Source organism: Anaeromassilibacillus sp. SJQ-5 (genome assembly GCF_054108045.1).
Map to the genome: position 1 here is coordinate 151,439 of NZ_JBPJWQ010000001.1, position 16,886 is coordinate 168,324.

The following is a 16,886-nucleotide window of genomic DNA, read 5'->3' on the forward strand; positions in this document are numbered from 1 at the left end:
AAACTATGTCTCTTTTTTTATCCCTTTTTCAATTTGCGCAACTTATTCTACCTTATCGATAGATCCTCAAACGGATACAAAAGTACAAAAAATCCTCTCGATTGAAAATCGAGAGGACAGCCTGTTGAAGAAGCCGGAGTTACGCATAAGCGAAACTCCGGCTTCTTTGCAAAAAAAAGAGCGAAAAGGGTGTTAAGACGAAGAATGGAGACGGGATGAGAATCCCTTTGCGAATGGCGACAGCCTGTAATAAGCAGGCGCGGCGTTTTTCGCTGTCGGTATAATCGTCTTTTGAAACAAAAAACGCCTTAATTATTGACAGTTCGTAATAAATGGGAGGAATTTCTCAAAAATCTGACATAATATTCTTATTATAGCTCATTTATTGCGCTTAATGCCTCGTATAATGACATTCTATTGACTTTCTGCAAGCAATATACTATGCTGGGCGTAGAAAAAATGATTGAAAACATATGAGATATCAACTGAATTTATGGAACATTTACTGGAGGTTTTTCCCGTGGATATTTACCAGCTTCTCAAAAACATGACATTTCGCGAAAAGCTCGCACAGCTCACGCAGCTGGACGGCTCCTTTCATATCGCTCAGGAGGACGGCCAGCTGACGGGACCTCTATTCGCTATGAACATCACCGAGGAGGATGTGGCGCAGAGCGGTACGGTGCTGGGGGCCTTCGGTGCGGCGCTGACCCGGGATATTCAGGATAAGCATCTGCAAAACGATCGCCACCATATCCCGGTGCTTTTTATGATGGATGTCATTCACGGCTTCCGCACCATTTATCCCATCCCCCTGGCTATGGGCTGTACCTGGGACCCGGAGCTTGCCTGTCGCACCGCAGCCATGGCTGCCCGGGAAGCGGCTGCATCTGGCATCCACGTGAACTTTTCTCCCATGGCGGATTTGGTGCGGGATGCGCGTTGGGGCCGCGTTATGGAGTCCACCGGTGAAGACCCGTACATAAACGCCCTGTTTGCCGCTGCGTTTGTTCGCGGGTACCAGGGCGAGGATTTGAAAGACGAAGAGCACCTGGCTGCCTGCGTCAAGCACCTGGCGGCCTACGGCGCGGCGGAATCCGGCCGTGATTACAACGCGGTGGAGCTGGGCGGTTACGCGCTGCTAGAATTCTACTTGCCAGCCTATCGGGCGGCCATCGACGCGGGGGCGGCCATGGTCATGTCCTCCTTCAATGCGCTCAACGGCGTTCCCTCCACCATGAACATCTGGCTGCTGCGGGATCTGCTGCGGGACGAATGGGGCTTCGACGGCCCGGTGATCTCCGACTGGGGTGCGGTACAGGAACTGGTGTTACACGGTGTGGCGGAATCCGGCCGTGAGGCTGCGGAAAAGGCACTGAAAGCCGGTGTGGATATCGAAATGATGACCTCCAACTATCTACAGTACGGCGAAACGTTGCGGGAGGAAGGCCGACTGGACGAGACGATTGTAGACGAGGCGGTGCTCCGCATTCTCCGCCTCAAGGAGCGGATGGGCCTGTTTGAAGACCCTTATCACGGAGCCAGTCCGGAAAAGGAGCGGGAGGTTCAAGGCTGTGCCGCCCATCGCGAGTTAGCTAGGGAGGCGGCGGCCAGGTCGCTGGTACTGCTGAAAAACCGAGATGGCCTGCTGCCCCTTTCTTCGGATAAGCGCGTGGCGGTTATCGGTCCCTATGGGGAGGCGCGGCACCTTCTGGGCGGCTGGTCCTGCGTGGGACGGGAGGAAGAAACGATTTCCCTGCGGGAAGGTATTCTGTCCAAAATGCCGGCGGCTTCGGTTTCCTTTGCGCAGGGTGCCGGCTTCGACCCACAGGAGGAACCCGATATGGAAGCGATCCGCAGAGCTATGGAGGCGGCGGACGTCGTTCTTCTGGCCGTGGGCGAGCATCCGGATATGAGCGGAGAGGCCGCGAGCCGTGCGTTTATCGAGCTGCCCGAGTCCCAGGCCCGTTTGGCCGATGCCGTACTGGCCCTGGGCAAACCCACGGTGGTGGTGCTGTTCAACGGTCGGCCCCTGGATATCCGGCGGCTGTCTGAACGAGCAGACGCGATCCTGGAGGCCTGGTTCCCCGGGAACGAGGGCGGCAGCGCCGTCGCCGATGTGCTGTTCGGTGACCGGCTGCCCGAGGGGCGGCTGACCATGTCATTCCCCTATACGGTCGGGCAGGTGCCCGTGTATTACAATGGATTTTCCACCGGCCGTCCCATCGATCGGGAATGGTCGGATCAGCGGTATCTGTCCCGCTATATCGACATTCCCAACGCCCCCCTGTATCCCTTCGGCTTCGGTCTGCACTACACAACGGTGACCTATGGCAAGCCGGTTCTGTCCGCACCGTCCATGACGGAAGAACTGACGGCCTGCATTTCGGTGACCAACAGCGGGACGCGGCCAGCCGTGGAGACGGTGCAGTTGTATATCCGGGACGTCTGCGGCAGCGTGGTACGCCCTGTCAGGGAACTGAAGGGCTTTCAAAAGGTGCGCTTGGCTCCGGGCGAAACGGCGAAGATTCGCTTTGTCATTACCCGGGATATGCTGGCGTTCACCCATGCCGACGGGGCGCGGTACGCGGAGCCGGGGGATTTCCTGGCCGGCGTCGGTTCTAATGCGGCCGATGTCCAGGAGATGCCTTTTACGCTTGTCTGAACCTGACAAGGAGGATGGTGGACTTGAACTCGTTCTATCAGCTAAACACGACGGAGGAAGCCATACCATATGTGCTCTTTTATGATAACGGCAATTCCGTGGTTCCCAGCCATTGGCATAAGGAAGTGGAACTGATTTATTCCCTGCAGGGCGATACCCAGATGATGATAAACGATCGGGTATTCGATCTGCATGAAGGGGATATCGGCATCGCGGTGGGCGGCGATATTCACTTCAATCTCTGTTCTCAAAATCATCGACGGGCGGTCATCATGTTCAATCTGGACATGTTCGAGGACGCCAACTCCCACGGACGTATCAAGAGCGAAATCAAGAAGCAGTTGGAGACGATGGCGCGTATCAGCACCGGCTGGCCGCCCAAGGTTCGGGACAAAGTGGTGAACATCGTTGAGAAGCTGCGCGTTCTCAACGAGACGGGCGGCTTCGGCCGTATCTTGGCGATCAAAGCACGGATGATCGACCTCATCCTCATCCTCTGCAAAGAGGTTCCCAAAAACAGCAGCCAGTTCAGTATGTTCACCAACATCAATCAGACGAAAATGATTGACAATCTGGAAAAAACCTTTGCCTTTGTGGAACAGCATTATATGAGTCATATCACCCTTGAAGACGCGGCGGCGGCGCTGAATTTCGCGCCCAGCTATTTTGCCCGCTTCTTCAAGCGGTTCACCAATACCACCTTTTTGTCCTACCTGAATACCTATCGCATCAACAAGGCGCAATGGCTGCTGGTCAATGAGGATAAAAGCATTTCGGAGATTTCCGAGGAGGTAGGGTTCGGAAGCGTCAAGACCTTTAACCGGCTTTTCAAAGCAACCACCAATATGTCGCCAAGTGCATATAAAAGGTCATTATATGAGAATGATGTGTCCTGATCGGTCGTAGAGGCAAAGTTGTATAAATGATATAATAACTATGCACTAATATTGCTGACCATGATGAATTTGGCGAAAAGTTACGGATCTGATTATTGGGATATCTCTAGGGCTTGTCCGGAAAAATCCAGAAAATTTCAGTTAACATCCACTGGTGGATTCTTCTCAACTATCAACTTTTCTCATCATGATTTGAGCAGTTTGTCCGAACATAGAACATATTAGGAGGAGTACCATTGAAAGACACGATTAAAGTGGCCATTATCGGCTGCGGCGGTATCGCCAACGGCAAACATATGCCGAGCTTAAAGCGCCTGCCCGATGTAGAGATGGTGGCGTTCTGCGATCTTATTGAGGAGCGAGCTGTCAAGGCGAAAGAAGAATTCGGCACGGCGGACGCGCGGGTTTATATCGATTATAAGGCGCTGCTTGCCAGCGAGCCTGAGGTGGATGCGGTTCATGTCTGCACGCCAAACCGTTCCCATTCTTTCATCACCATCGATTCTCTCGAGGCCGGCAAACATGTTATGTGTGAAAAACCCATGGCCAAAACCTCCGCCGAGGCGAAAGCTATGTGCGAGGCCGCCAAGCGCACCGGCAAGAAACTCACCATCGGTTACCAGAACCGCTTCCGCAAAGAGGTGCAGCAGCTGCACACTTTGTGCGAGAACGGCGCTCTCGGAGACATCTACTTCGCCAAGGCCCACGCCGTCCGCCGTCGGGCGGTGCCTAATTGGGGCGTGTTCCTCAACGAAGAGGAGCAGGGCGGTGGCCCCCTCATCGACATCGGCACCCACGCCCTGGATATGACCCTGTGGCTGATGAATAATTATAAGCCCCTGTACGTGGTGGGCAACGCCTATCATAAGCTGGCCGAAACCGAGAACGCGGCCAACGCCTTTGGACCGTGGGATCCCAAGGAATTTACGGTGGAGGATTCCGCTTTCGGCTTCGTGACTATGGAAAACGGCGCCACCATTGTGCTGGAATCCAGCTGGGCGCTGAATATCCTGGACGTGGGGGAGGCCAAAACCACCCTGTGCGGCACCAAAGGCGGCGCGGATCTTCGGGACGGCCTGCGGATTAACGGCGAGGAAAACGGCACGCTGTACGAAAAAAAGATCGAAGTAACCATGAGCGGCGTCGCGTTTTACGACAGCACTGAGAGCAACCTCGACAACGACCGGGAAGCCGCCTATTGGATTCACTGCCTGAAAACGGACAGCGAGCTGGTGGTCAAACCGGAGCAGGCCCTGGTGGTCACGCAAATCCTGGAAGCGATTTACGAATCCTCCAAGACCCGGAAACCCGTCTATTTTTGAACCCGATATGCGGGACGGCGGCCGCATAAAAAACGATACACAATAAAAAGGAGGAAACAGTGTGAAAAGACGTATAGTGGCTATGCTGGCGATTCTGTGTGCGCTGGGCATGTTCCTGACCGGCTGCGGTCAGAAGGAAACGTCCTCAAGCGGAAGCGCCAACCCGTCGAAGACCACGGTGAACTTCGAGGGACGGACAGTGAAAATCTGGTCAGGCTATCAGGCGGATCCCCGTAAAAACGAGGCAGCAAAAAGCTCTTCCACCTACGAAGAGGACTGCGCCAAATGGGATCAGATTGAGAAAGACTTCAACTGCACCATTGAAATTCTGACGGAGGAAGATTTCGACTTTTTCCGAAACGGCTTCCTCAATGCTTACGCCTCCGGCGAAGTGATTGCCGATGCCATTACCGGCGATATGACCTATTCATATCCCACCTGGATCATCAACGACATGCTGCTGCCCCTGGATGATCTGCTGGACGTAACCGGCACTAAGGACGGCAGTCCTTGGGACGGCAATATTTCCAAGAATTTTGTGTACAACGGCAAAACCTATGCGGTAAAGGCCAAAAATGTGGATCTGCCGAAATACGTCATGTATTTCAATGAGCGGCTGTTCAAGGAAGAACCCACCCTGAAGCAATACGATCTGTTCGAGCTAGTCCGCAACAAGGAATGGACTTGGGACAAAATGAAAGAGGTCGCCAAAGCCGGTACCATCGACAAGAACGGCGACGGCAATCCCGAAATCATGGGCCTGGCCTGCCGCGCTCAGCCCGGTTCCTTCCTGATTGACGGAATGGTGGCCTCCAACAACAATTTCTTTGTTAGGCGGAACGGCGACAAGGTGGTCTTTGATCTGGATGCGCCCAGCGGTATCGCGGCCATGGATTATGTGTACAAAATGGCTTGGGAGGACAAGTGCCTGGGCGTGACCGGCGTGTTCGATTCCTGGACAGGCGGCGAGGATGAATTTAAGGCCGGTCGGCTGGCTCTCTACGCGGGCGACCGCGGCGACATGTCCTTTGCCAAGGATATGGACGATAAAATCGGTATGATTCCCTTCCCGATCGGGCCGAACGGCGGCGGGAAATACATCGGCGACTATCCGGCGTTCGACTTCTGGGGCATTGTCAAGGGCTGCAGCGAGCCGGAAAAGGTGGCGGAGCTCATCACCGCTCTGAACACCCCCGCCGTCCCTCTAACTGTGAAATCGGTCTACGAGTGGCAGGTGGATATGCCGGAAAATCTGGAAATGATTCAAATCATGCTGGATTCCAAGGTCAATACCTCCTATTACGGCTATCAGGTTTTTATCGATGAATTGCTGTGGTCGGATTACGGCCTGCGGGAAAAGAAATCCCCGGCGACCTTCGTAGCGGAAAAGAAACCGATTATTGACGCGGCTCTGGATGCCTTGTGGACGCCAATCACACAGGGAGAATAATAAAGAGAAAGGGGTATACACATGTCGAAAGCAAGCTTCAGGCGAACGGTATCCCTCGCATCAACTCTGTTCCTGCTGGTCATGATGTTGACCGGCGTGCTGGGAGGTTCTCTGTCTGCGGGGGCGGAGGACGACCCTATCAACTATGCCTTCAATCCTGGCTTTGAGGAAGGCAGCGACACAGAGGCTGCCCGCTGGGGGCTGTATCCCGGCTGGGATAAGGGCAGTTTTATCGGCAGGGATGCCCATTCCGGTGATCGTGCCATCTCCGTTGCTCTGAGTGAAGAACAAAACTATGCTCTGTTTGAGGGTGGCATTTCCGCTGGCGTGATGGATGTTAGCGCCGCCGCCAAGCTGTCCATGTGGGTGAAATACACCGGCGTAACCGGTGAAGGCTTTATGATCGGCGTCGAGCGAAAAACAGACGGCGACGGCGATGCCAACGCGTTCTCCGCGCGGTACACCGGCAGCTCCGACGGCTGGACACAGCTCACCTTCGATATTCCGGCCACTGAAAAAGCGATCACAGAACTGATTATCAAAGTAGAAATCGCCACCGGTGCTGGCACGCTGCTCATCGATGACGTGGTGCTGAACGGTGAGAAACCCAAGCCTCCTGTGGCGGATCCCGCGAAAAACTACGCCCGTAATCCCGGCTTTGAAATGGTAAATGGCGTTGAAGCGGGTGACTGGGGCTTGTATCCCGGCTGGGATAAGGGCAGCTTTATCGGCAGCGATGCCCACGAAGGCGAAAAAGCCATCGCGGTTACCCTGTCCGCCGATCAGAACTTCGCTTTGTACCAGGGCGGACACACTGGCGGCAATTTTGATTTGAAATCCGGCGCGGAATTGTCCTTCTGGGTGAAATACAATTTAGCGGAAGGCAGCTTCTTTAAGCTGATGCTCGAGCGGAAGACCGCCGCTGGCAACGACAATGTTGTCGGCGAAGCCATCACCGGCAAGGTGGATGACTGGACCCAGGTGAAGCTGACGGTGCCCGCGAGCACCGAGGACATCCAGGAGTGGATCCTCAAAATCGATATTTCTACCGGCGGTGGTACGCTGCTTATCGATGACGCCGACCTGAAAATCAAATCCGGCTCCGACGAGCCCGCCCCGGAGGTTCCGGACGACAAAAAGCCCGGCGTGGTGATCACCGGCGAGACCGGCACCAATCTGCTGACCAACCCCGGCTTTGAAGGAGGGGATCAGGACTGGGGCGTGGTCGCCGGTGCGTCCATCACCACCGCGGAAACCCACAGCGGCGCCAAGGCGGTCAAGGCGGTTCTAGGCGCGGAAGGCTATGCCTCCTGGAACAACCTGGTGACGGAATTTGATTATAGCGCGGCTCTGCGTGTCACATATTGGGTCAAGCTCGACGGGGTAACCGGCGAAGGCGTGACTGTCGGTGTGGAACGCGAACGCATGGATGAAAACGACAAGTGGGCCGACGGCAGTGTGTACAGCCAGCCCCTGACGGGTACCTCCGACTGGCAGAAGGTCGTTGTGGAAGTCCCGGCGGCTCCCGGCTGCTTTAAGGTAGTTGCCAAGGTCAACTTTGGATCCGGCAGCGGCACCGTGTATATCGATGACGTATACATTGGCTTGGCCGATCAAAATCAGGCGAACGCGAACTTTGCCGCCAACCCCGGTTTTGAAAAAGGCGCGGAGGCAGAGGCTGAAAAATGGGGCCTGGCTCCCGGCTGGGATCAGATGCCCTCCCCCATCGAAACCACCGACGTGCACGGCGGAAATCGCGCGGTCAAAATCACTCTGGGCAGCGAAGAACACTCCCTGCTTCAGAGCAACAACTGGGGGATGCCCCAGTTTGACCTGAAGGGCGAGATGTTCCTCAGTATGTGGGTGAAATATACCGACATCACCGGCGACGGCGCTTACCTCAAGGTGGAGCGCAAGGCGAACGACGAAGGCGTGGCCGATGTGGTCGGCACCCCGGTCACCGGCACCTCCAACGGCTGGGTGCAGCTCAAGCTGCTGGTACCCGCCACCACCGAAGAACTGGAAGAGGTCGTTATCTGTCTGAACACCGGCGTGGGCACTGGTACCATTCTGGTGGACGATGTAACCTTCCGTCCGGCGACTCAGGAGGATAAGGACAACCTGAACAAGCCGGATCCGACCCCCTCCGATCCCTCGGATCCTTCCACTCCTGATAAGTCCGACGTCCCTGCCACCGGCGTGGCTCTGCCCCTGAGTGCGGCCGCGATGGCCGCGGCCTCCGCGGCGGTTATTCTGGCCGTGAAGAAGCGCAGAGGCTGATTTCCGGACGACCGGCAACGTATTAACAGAAAGGGAGATTCCCATATGAAACTGATAAAACGCACCGTGGCCCTGCTGTTCGCGCTGGTCGTGGCCGGTACGGCGGCAATTCCCTCCCTGGCCGATGAGCCGCTGCTGCGCAACGGCGGTTTGGAGGAAATAAAGGAGGGCGACTGGGATCCGGACGCTGGGGAAGAACCCCTGCATTGGGACGTCTGGCCCGGTAACCCTGCGGAAGGCACAAAGCACCGTTCCATATCCACCTCTATCAAGCATGGCGGCAAACAGTCCCTGTGCGTGGAGCTGTCCGATAAAAACAAACAGGCGGTGTACCAGTACGCCGAGCTGAAAAACGATCCTTTCGATTTTAATAAGTCCTACACCTTCTCGGTGTGGATTAAAATGGAAAACGTACAGGCGAAAGACGACTTCGGCGTGAAAATCGGCTTTAACCGCAAAGGCTTCGACGGCAATCGCTACGATATGCGGGAGGATGTCGACCTGGGTACTTACGACTGGAAGAAATTTTCCGTGACGGTTCCCAAACCGGTGGCCACCAAAATGCAGCAGTTCGACGTGATCGTTGACATTGGCCTGGGTTCCGGCAAAATTTATCTGGATGACTTCGAGATGGTCGAAGCCGCCTCGACATCCCCCACCACCGCTAAACCGACAACCCAGGCGCCCGCGAACAATAACACCACAAAGGCGCCCGCGAACAACGTCACGACGAAGGCTCCTGACGCGGGCACTACCGTCAAGCCGGGTGAAACCACAGCGTCGGTGAGCGATGGCGGTGTCGAGGCTACTACGGAGGCTACCGCGGCGGCCGATGCTACCACCGGGGCCGCAGAAAGCGTCGAATCCGATGCATCCACCACACCTGTCTCCAACGATGACGAGGGCGGCTTCAATGCTCTGCCGCTTATCATCATTGGCGCCGTCGTTGTAGCGGCCGGCGCGGTAGTAGGTGCATATTTCCTGATTAAGAAGAACAAGGGCGGGCCTTCCAAACCGATGGGTTCCGATAACGCGTAACACTTGGCGGCAGGCGTCCCGCCCCCCTTGCGGGATTGCCCTCCAGCTTGAAAACTGGAGGGCAATCCCATCACCGGGGTTGATGCGCCTGTGTGCTTCGTCCGTTGAGGAAGCGCACAGGCGTGTGAATCCAATAGGACTGTGTCGACAAGGGAGTGGCTGACAATGAAGCAAATTTCAATACGGTCGGCGGCCGCGTGGCTAGCGTGTCTGGCCCTGTCGGTGACCATGACCCCCATGGCGGCCGGCGCCAAAGAAGAAACCGTCTCCGCCAGCGCGGCGGGAACGACCCCCTCTGCCTATCAGCAATACCGCGCCGATTTGGATCTGCCCTTGGCGTCTGACCGGCATGAGCTGGCCGCGGAGACCGCACAGACCGTGGAAGGCGGTACGCCGGATAACGGCGCCCTTCTCATCGGGGACACAGGTAAGCTCATCTGGAAGGTGACGGTTCCCAAGGCCGCGCTGTACAGCGTCGGGTTGAAATACGCGTCGCCTCAGGGCAGCGTCAACCCCATCGAATGCGTCCTGCGCCTGAACGGTGCGTTGCCATTTGAAGGGATGCAGTCCATTGCCCTCGGCCGGCATTGGAAGAACGATCCGGACGATATGAACGGAGGAGCCTTCAAGTCGGATCGGGCGGGCAATCAGAATGCTCCGGCTCAAATCCCGGATACGGCCATGCGCACCGTCTGGATCGAGGATACCGCCTCGACGTATCCCACCCCGTACCTGTTTGCCCTGCAACAGGGTGAAAATACCATCGAAGTGTCCTTTATTCGGGGCGGTGTGCGGCTGAAAGGCCTCGTGCTGTCCACGGTGGATAACCTGGAAGCGGTCACCTATGAAGAATACCGCCGCGCCCATAATGGCCCTGACTATAAGGGTGATACTCTGGTCGTGGAAGGGGAGAGCGCTTCGCTGAAATCCTCTTCCGCCATCGTACCGGAAAACGACCGATCCTCTCCTGCCGTTTCGCCAAGCAGCCCTACCCTTATCAAACTCAACACTATCGGCGGCTCCTGCGGCACACCCGGCGACTGGATCGAATGGACCGTCAATACCGCTCAAGCCGGTTGGTATTCGCTGGGGATCAAGTTCCGTCAAAATTTGGTTTCCGGTATGTTCTCTACCCGCGTGCTGACCATCAACGGGAAAGTTCCCTTTGAAGAGATGAGACGGCTGGAATTCAGCTATCAAAACAATTGGCAAGGCCGGGTGCTCGCGGATGAAAACGGCGAAGCCTACCGCTTTTACCTGGAGAAGGGCGCCAACACCATCCGGTTGCAGGTCGCTTCCGGTCGTGCAGCCGGTCTGTTCGAACGCGCGAACGCGTCGGTGGAGGCGCTTAACGTCGCCTATCGCCGGATTGTTATGCTGACCAGCACTTCCCCCGATCCCCTGCGCAATTACCGCATCGACGCTACCCTTCCCGAGGTGATGGAGACTTTTCGACAGCAGAAGGCATTCCTGACCGCCATATCCCAGGATATTCTCGCTATCGTCGGGGAAAAGGGATCGGCCAATACCATTCTCGACAACCTGGCGCAGCAGCTGCAGTCCTTTATTGATAAACCGATTACCATTCCCTCACGGCTGGAAGCGTTCCAGCAAAATATCGCCGCCCTGGCGTCCTGGTATTACGATATGGTTTGGTTCCCTCTGTCCATCGACTATCTCACCCTCAGCGCCCCGGAACAGGGGACGCCGGAGGAAATGCAGAACGTCAACGCCAGCTTTTTTGACAAGCTGGCCTATGAGGTGCTGGCCTTCATCGGTTCCTTCACCACTGATTATACCAGCGTGGCGGGGGAGGCCGAGGAAACCGGCGACCCCCTGGTGGTATGGGTGAACAATTCCCGGTTCCAGTCTTCTCTCATCAAGAAAATGGCGGATGCCGCCTTTACGCCTAGAACCGGCATCCCGGTTAGTATCCGGATTACCAGCATCGGCACCGGCGTGTCCCCCATGCTGCTGGCCACCGCCGCCGGCACCGGGCCAGACGCCGCCATGTTCATGGCCAACGGCGAGGCGGTCAACTACGCCAGCCGGGGCGCGGCGGTGGACATGACCCAGTTCGATACATACGACGAGGTGGCGGCCCGCTTCATGCCGGGCTCCCTGACGCCTTACGCTTATCAGGGCGGCGGCTATGGCCTGCCTGATATGGCCAATTTCCAGATGATGTATGTCCGTCGGGACATTTTGGATGATTTGGGTCTAGAGCCTCCCGAAACCTGGGAGGAACTGATTACCGTCCTGGGCACCCTGCAGAAGAATAACCTGACCATCGGTATTCCCAACGATTATAATTTCCTGGCAGCCCGCATTTACCAGGCGGGCGGGGAGCTGTTTACCGAGGACGGGGCCCGTTCCCTGTTGGACTCAAAAGAGGCTATGGATGTTTTCAAAACCTGGACGAACTTCTATGCCAGCTACGGTATTCCCGTGGATTTTGATCCGGCCAACCGTTTCCGCACGGGGGAAATGCCCATTGTCATCAACATGCTGGATTTCTACACGAAAATGCAGTATTTGGCTCCCGAATTGGCAGGCCTGTGGGATTTCTATCCTATTCCTGGTACCCGGCGGGAAGACGGCACTATCGATCGCACCGGCATCATCATCGGCCAGTGCTCCATGATTCTGGCCACTTCCAAGCAGCCGGAAAATGCCTGGAAATTTCTGGATTGGTGGACATCCGTCGATGTCCAAGCGAAGAATGCTCAGGAATACGAGATGACCATGGGCTCGGCTTATCGGTATACTACCGCCAATGTGGAAGCCATGAAGAGTCTGTCCTGGACCAAGGCGGAGTTGGCCACCATCCTGGACGTGTGGGAAACCACCCGCGGCATTCCCGAGGTGCCGGGCGGCTATTACATCGGCCGGAGCATGGACAACGCCTTGCGTAACGTCCTCACCTACGGCAACGATGCCCAGGAAGTGCTCAAGGAGTACGTGGGAGACATCAACCGCGAGATTCAAATCAAGCGGCGGGAATTCGGGCTGGAATAAGGAGGGAGCACACCATGGGTTATCTGTTAAAATGCATGAAGCGGCGGTGGTCGATCCTTGTGATGCTGCTGCCCTTCTTCATCCTGTTTTTCATGTTCACCGTTCTGCCGGTTATCCGGTCCATCGGCTATTCCTTCACCTATTACAACATTTTCAATGAGCCGAAGTTCATCTGGTTCGACAATTTCACCCGCCTGTTCATGGACGATCCCATATTCATGACCGCGCTGAAAAACACCTTGATTTTCGCGGCCATCACCGGCCCGACGGGGTATCTGCTGTCCCTGATGATCGCCTGGCTCATCAACGACCTCGGCCCGAAGGTGCGCTGGTTCCTCACCCTGGTTTTTTACGCACCCGCCATCTCCGGCTCGGCCGTGACCGTTTTCAGCTTCATCTTCAGCGCCGACCGCAACGGCTATGTCAACAGCCTGCTCATGAGCCTCGGCTTTATCACCGAGCCCATCGCCTGGCTCAAGGATCCCACCTATATTCTGGGCACTCTTATCGTTGTGCAGATCTGGATGAGCCTGGGCACCAGCTTTCTCGCCTTCATCGCCGGCCTCCAGGGAGTGGATCGCTCGCTGTATGAGGCGGGCGCTGTGGAAGGCATCCGCAACAAGTGGCAGGAGCTGTGGTATATCACCCTGCCTACCATGAAGCCGCAGCTGATGTTCGGCGCGGTGATGCAGATTACCACCTCCTTCACGGTGGGGGATCTAAGCATGGGCCTGGCCGGTTTTCCCAGTATCGAATACGCCGGACACACCCTGTTCACCCACCTCCAGGATTACGGCATGGTGCGGCTGGAATTCAGCTACGCCTCCGCCATCGCCACCGTCATGTTCGTCCTGATGGTGGTGTGCAACCAGATAATTCAGGCCATGCTCAAACGGGTGGGGGACTGACGAGAACCGGGCGCTTCTCACGTGGGAAGCGAGCCGAGGCTTCCACTCTCTGCGAAAGGATGCGTGTTGACATATGACCACAACGAAAGCTGCCCGCCGCCCCTCTTTTTTCAGGAGGCTGGGCCGGTGCCTGCGGGGCAAAAAGGTCAACCGGGGCATCGCCGATAATCTGCTGTCAGTGCTGTTCCTGCTGGTGGTGGGCGCGTTTATGGCGCTGCCGCTGCTGTACGTCTTCATGAACGCCTTCAAGCCCATGGAGGAGCTGCTGCTGTTCCCGCCCCGTTTCTTCGTACGCAACCCCACCACGCAGAACTTCAGCGAGCTGTTCCAGAGCATGGGGGAGACCTGGGTGCCCTTCTCCCGGTACATCGGCAACACGATTTTCATCACGGCCGCCACCACCTTTTTCCACATCGCCTTTTCCTGCATGGCGGCCTACGCCCTGGCCAAGCATACATTCTTCGGCTCCAAGGCCCTGTTCAATATCGTGGTGCTCGCCCTGATGTTCAACAGCACGGTCACCGCGGTGCCCAACTACCTGATGGTGGCCCAGCTCGGCTGGATCGACACCATGCTGGCGGTCATCGTGCCGGCTGTTCAGCTGCCCCTCGGTCTGTACCTGATGAAGCAGTTTATGGATCCCATCCCGGATTCCCTGCTGGAATCCGCCCGGCTGGACGGCGCGGGGGAGTTCCACATCCTATGGAGCATTGTCATGCCTCAGGTCAAGCCGGCCTGGCTGACCCTGTTGATCCTCCAGATTCAGCAGCTGTGGGGCCTGTCCAGCACCTATCTCATCAGCGAGGAGAAGAAAACGCTGGCCATGGCCATGGGCCAGGTGACCGCCGGCGGCACCGTCGCCCGCATGGGCGCGGCGGGCGCGGGCGCGCTGATTATGCTGGTGGTGCCCATCGTCGCCTTTATGCTCAGCCAGTCCCAGGTACTCGAAACCATGAACTCATCCGGAATTAAGGAATAGGAGGCGAAGGCGACCATGTCAAGAAGGAATTCCCGCCGCCCCGCGTCTTTCCTCGCCGTGTTTTTAGGCCTGAGCCTGCTGCTTGGCACCGGCGTCAGAGCGGCCGTTCCGTATTCCGGCTATGAATATTCCACCGATAACTACAATTCCATGGTCGGCGGCGAGGAAACCGCCAACGCCCGGCCCGCTCCTTCCGCGTTTGTCTACAGCCACAGCCTGAACGGCGGGGCTCTGGGACTGGACACGCCCCTGAACGCGCCGGAGGATTTTATCTGCGACGATAAAGGCAACGCCTACATTCTCGATTCCCTGAACAACCGCATCGTCGCGGTGGATTTACAGGCCCGTAGGGCCACCTATGTGCTGACCGGCTATCGTGTCGGCGGCGGGGAGGACACCCGCTTCACCGCCGGCCGCGGCCTGTACCTGCGGGAAAACCGCCTGTACGCCTGCCTGCCCGACACGCAAAAGATCGTCGCCGTGGATCTGCCCGCCTTCGTCACCGGCCGGACGGAGCCCGTGGCCGGCGAGGGCGTCGCCATCGTGAAGAACGAGCCGGGCAAGCCGGTGGAAATCCAGCTGGAAGCGGCGCTGGAAATCGGCTCCCCGGATTTGTCGGCCTTTAAAAGCAATTTCGCTTTCAAGCCCACCCGGATGGTGGCTGACGACGCCGGCCGGCTGTACGTCGTCGTTTCCGGCGTGTACGACGGCCTGCTGCTGCTGGACGAAACCGGGGCGTTCATCGGCTTCACCGGCGCCAACCGCATCAAGATAGGGCCTCTCGACCTGCTGTGGCGTAGCCTGTCCACCGATAAGCAGATCGAGGCGCAGAAGGATACGGTTCCCATTGAATTCAACGCCCTGGACATCGATGACGAGGGCTTCGTCTACACCACCGCCAAGGGCAGCGAAAGTGAAAACCTGGTGCGCCGCCTGAATCTGATGGGCTCCGACGTCATTAAACAGGGCGCCTATTACATCAAAGGCGATCTGTCCCCTCTCAATGACAAGGGCACCCCCGGATCCTCCTCCAACCTCATCGATATCGACGCGACGGAGAACGGGATCTATACCTGCCTCGACAACATGCGGGGCCATGTGTTCACCTACAACGGCGAGGGTGACCTGCTCTTCGCCTTCGGCGGCCTGTCCGCCCAGCGGGGGGCCTTCAAGGTGCCCGCCGCGGTGCAATGGCACGACGGGGACATCCTCGTGCTCGACAAGGGGGACAACGCGCTGATCACCTTCCGCCCCACGTCCTACGGCGCGGCGATCATGGAGGCCGCCGGCGCCCAGTACAGCGGCGGCTACGGTGAGAGCTTCGCGCTGTGGAACAGCGTCATTGACATGAACCCCTTCAACCAGACCGCCCAGCGCAACGTGGGCAAGCTGGAATATGACAACGGCAACTACGAACAGGCGATGAAGCATTTCCGCCTGGGCAATTCTCCCGAGCTGTATTCCAAGTCCTTCGGCAAGCAGCGGGAAATCGCCGCCCGCCAGGTGATCCCTTGGGTGGTCGGCGGCATCATCGTGCTGCTGGTGGCGGTCGCGGTGTTCGCCGGGGTGCGGGCGCTGCGCCGTGCCGGCGGTCGCTGGCGGTTCTTCCGTCAGCAGGCGGCCGCTTATCGGCAGCGGCGCAGAAAAGCGTCGGGAGGAAAGGAGTGATCGGCATGACGACAACGGCGAGACACCCCACGCTTCGATCCAGCCTCGCTTTCTGCGGCTACGTGCTGGTCAAGCCCTTCAAGGGTTTTTACGAACTGAAATACGAACGCCGGGGCACCCTGGGGGCGGGACTCATCTTCCTGCTGCTGTACTTTGTCAGCGCGGTGGTGGAGGCCATCGGCACCGGCTACGCCTTCAACCCGGATCAAGGCACGCCGGTGAACATCGGCATGGTATTTCTCCGCTCGGTGATGCCGGTCACGCTGTTCTGCATCGCCAACTGGTGCCTGACCCTGATGCTGGACGGCGAGGGCACCATGCCCCAGATTTTCATAGGGCTGTGCTACGCCCTGATCCCCCTGACGGCGGTGAACTTCCTCAATACCCTGCTGAGCAACGTCCTCACCCTGAACGAATCCACCTACATCAGCTTTCTGACCGCGCTGGGCTTCCTGTGGACGGGACTGCTCGTGGTGGTCAGCGTGATGGAAATTAATCAGTATTCCTTCTCCCGGGCGATAGCCGCCTGCCTGCTGTCCATTGTGGGCATCGCCGTGCTGCTGCTCATTTTCCTGCTGTGCTTCAACCTGGTGCAGCAGATTCTGGTCTTCATTCAATCGATTTATAAGGAACTGTCCTATCGCTGGTAGGAAGGGGGAACC

General features: G+C 57.3%; 11 protein-coding genes. All 11 read left to right on the forward strand.

Annotated features, from left to right (window positions below; genetic code table 11):
- The first annotated feature begins 520 nt into the window (after positions 1-520).
- The 11 genes from bglX (at position 521) to ACSAMM_RS00735 (ending at position 16,874) form a co-directional block, all read left to right on the forward strand.
- Positions 521-2,665, forward strand: coding sequence for a beta-glucosidase BglX (gene bglX, locus ACSAMM_RS00685; protein ID WP_457789052.1), 2,145 nt, complete (start codon positions 521-523; stop codon positions 2,663-2,665).
- 23 nt (positions 2,666-2,688) lie between these two features.
- Positions 2,689-3,561 carry a helix-turn-helix domain-containing protein gene (locus ACSAMM_RS00690; RefSeq protein WP_178725833.1) on the forward strand — a complete coding sequence of 291 codons (873 nt, stop codon included), beginning with the start codon at positions 2,689-2,691 and terminating at the stop codon, positions 3,559-3,561.
- Positions 3,562-3,857: 296 nt separating this feature from the next.
- Positions 3,858-4,883 carry a Gfo/Idh/MocA family protein gene (locus ACSAMM_RS00695; RefSeq protein ID WP_457792128.1) on the forward strand — a complete coding sequence of 342 codons (1,026 nt, stop codon included), beginning with the start codon at positions 3,858-3,860 and terminating at the stop codon, positions 4,881-4,883.
- A gap of 61 nt (positions 4,884-4,944) precedes the next feature.
- On the forward strand, positions 4,945-6,333 hold the full coding sequence (locus ACSAMM_RS00700) for an extracellular solute-binding protein (RefSeq protein WP_178725830.1): 1,389 nt from the start codon (positions 4,945-4,947) through the stop codon (positions 6,331-6,333).
- Between the two features lie 21 nt (positions 6,334-6,354).
- The gene (locus tag ACSAMM_RS00705; protein ID WP_457789053.1) at positions 6,355-8,613 is read left to right on the forward strand and encodes a hypothetical protein; all 2,259 of its coding nucleotides are present in this window, start codon (positions 6,355-6,357) and stop codon (positions 8,611-8,613) included.
- Positions 8,614-8,658: 45 nt separating this feature from the next.
- On the forward strand, positions 8,659-9,651 hold the full coding sequence (locus ACSAMM_RS00710) for a hypothetical protein (protein ID WP_457789055.1): 993 nt from the start codon (positions 8,659-8,661) through the stop codon (positions 9,649-9,651).
- A gap of 165 nt (positions 9,652-9,816) precedes the next feature.
- The gene (locus ACSAMM_RS00715) at positions 9,817-12,669 is read left to right on the forward strand and encodes an extracellular solute-binding protein (RefSeq protein WP_457789057.1); all 2,853 of its coding nucleotides are present in this window, start codon (positions 9,817-9,819) and stop codon (positions 12,667-12,669) included.
- Between the two features lie 14 nt (positions 12,670-12,683).
- On the forward strand, positions 12,684-13,577 hold the full coding sequence (locus tag ACSAMM_RS00720) for an ABC transporter permease subunit (protein WP_178725821.1): 894 nt from the start codon (positions 12,684-12,686) through the stop codon (positions 13,575-13,577).
- Between the two features lie 73 nt (positions 13,578-13,650).
- Positions 13,651-14,556, forward strand: a complete 906-nt coding sequence (locus ACSAMM_RS00725) for a carbohydrate ABC transporter permease (RefSeq protein WP_457789059.1) — start codon at positions 13,651-13,653, stop codon at positions 14,554-14,556.
- A gap of 15 nt (positions 14,557-14,571) precedes the next feature.
- Positions 14,572-16,224 (forward strand): hypothetical protein, encoded by a 1,653-nt coding sequence (locus ACSAMM_RS00730; RefSeq protein ID WP_457789061.1) that lies wholly within the window; start codon positions 14,572-14,574, stop codon positions 16,222-16,224.
- A gap of 5 nt (positions 16,225-16,229) precedes the next feature.
- Positions 16,230-16,874, forward strand: coding sequence for a YIP1 family protein (locus tag ACSAMM_RS00735; protein ID WP_178725815.1), 645 nt, complete (start codon positions 16,230-16,232; stop codon positions 16,872-16,874).
- The last annotated feature ends 12 nt before the right edge of the window (positions 16,875-16,886 follow it).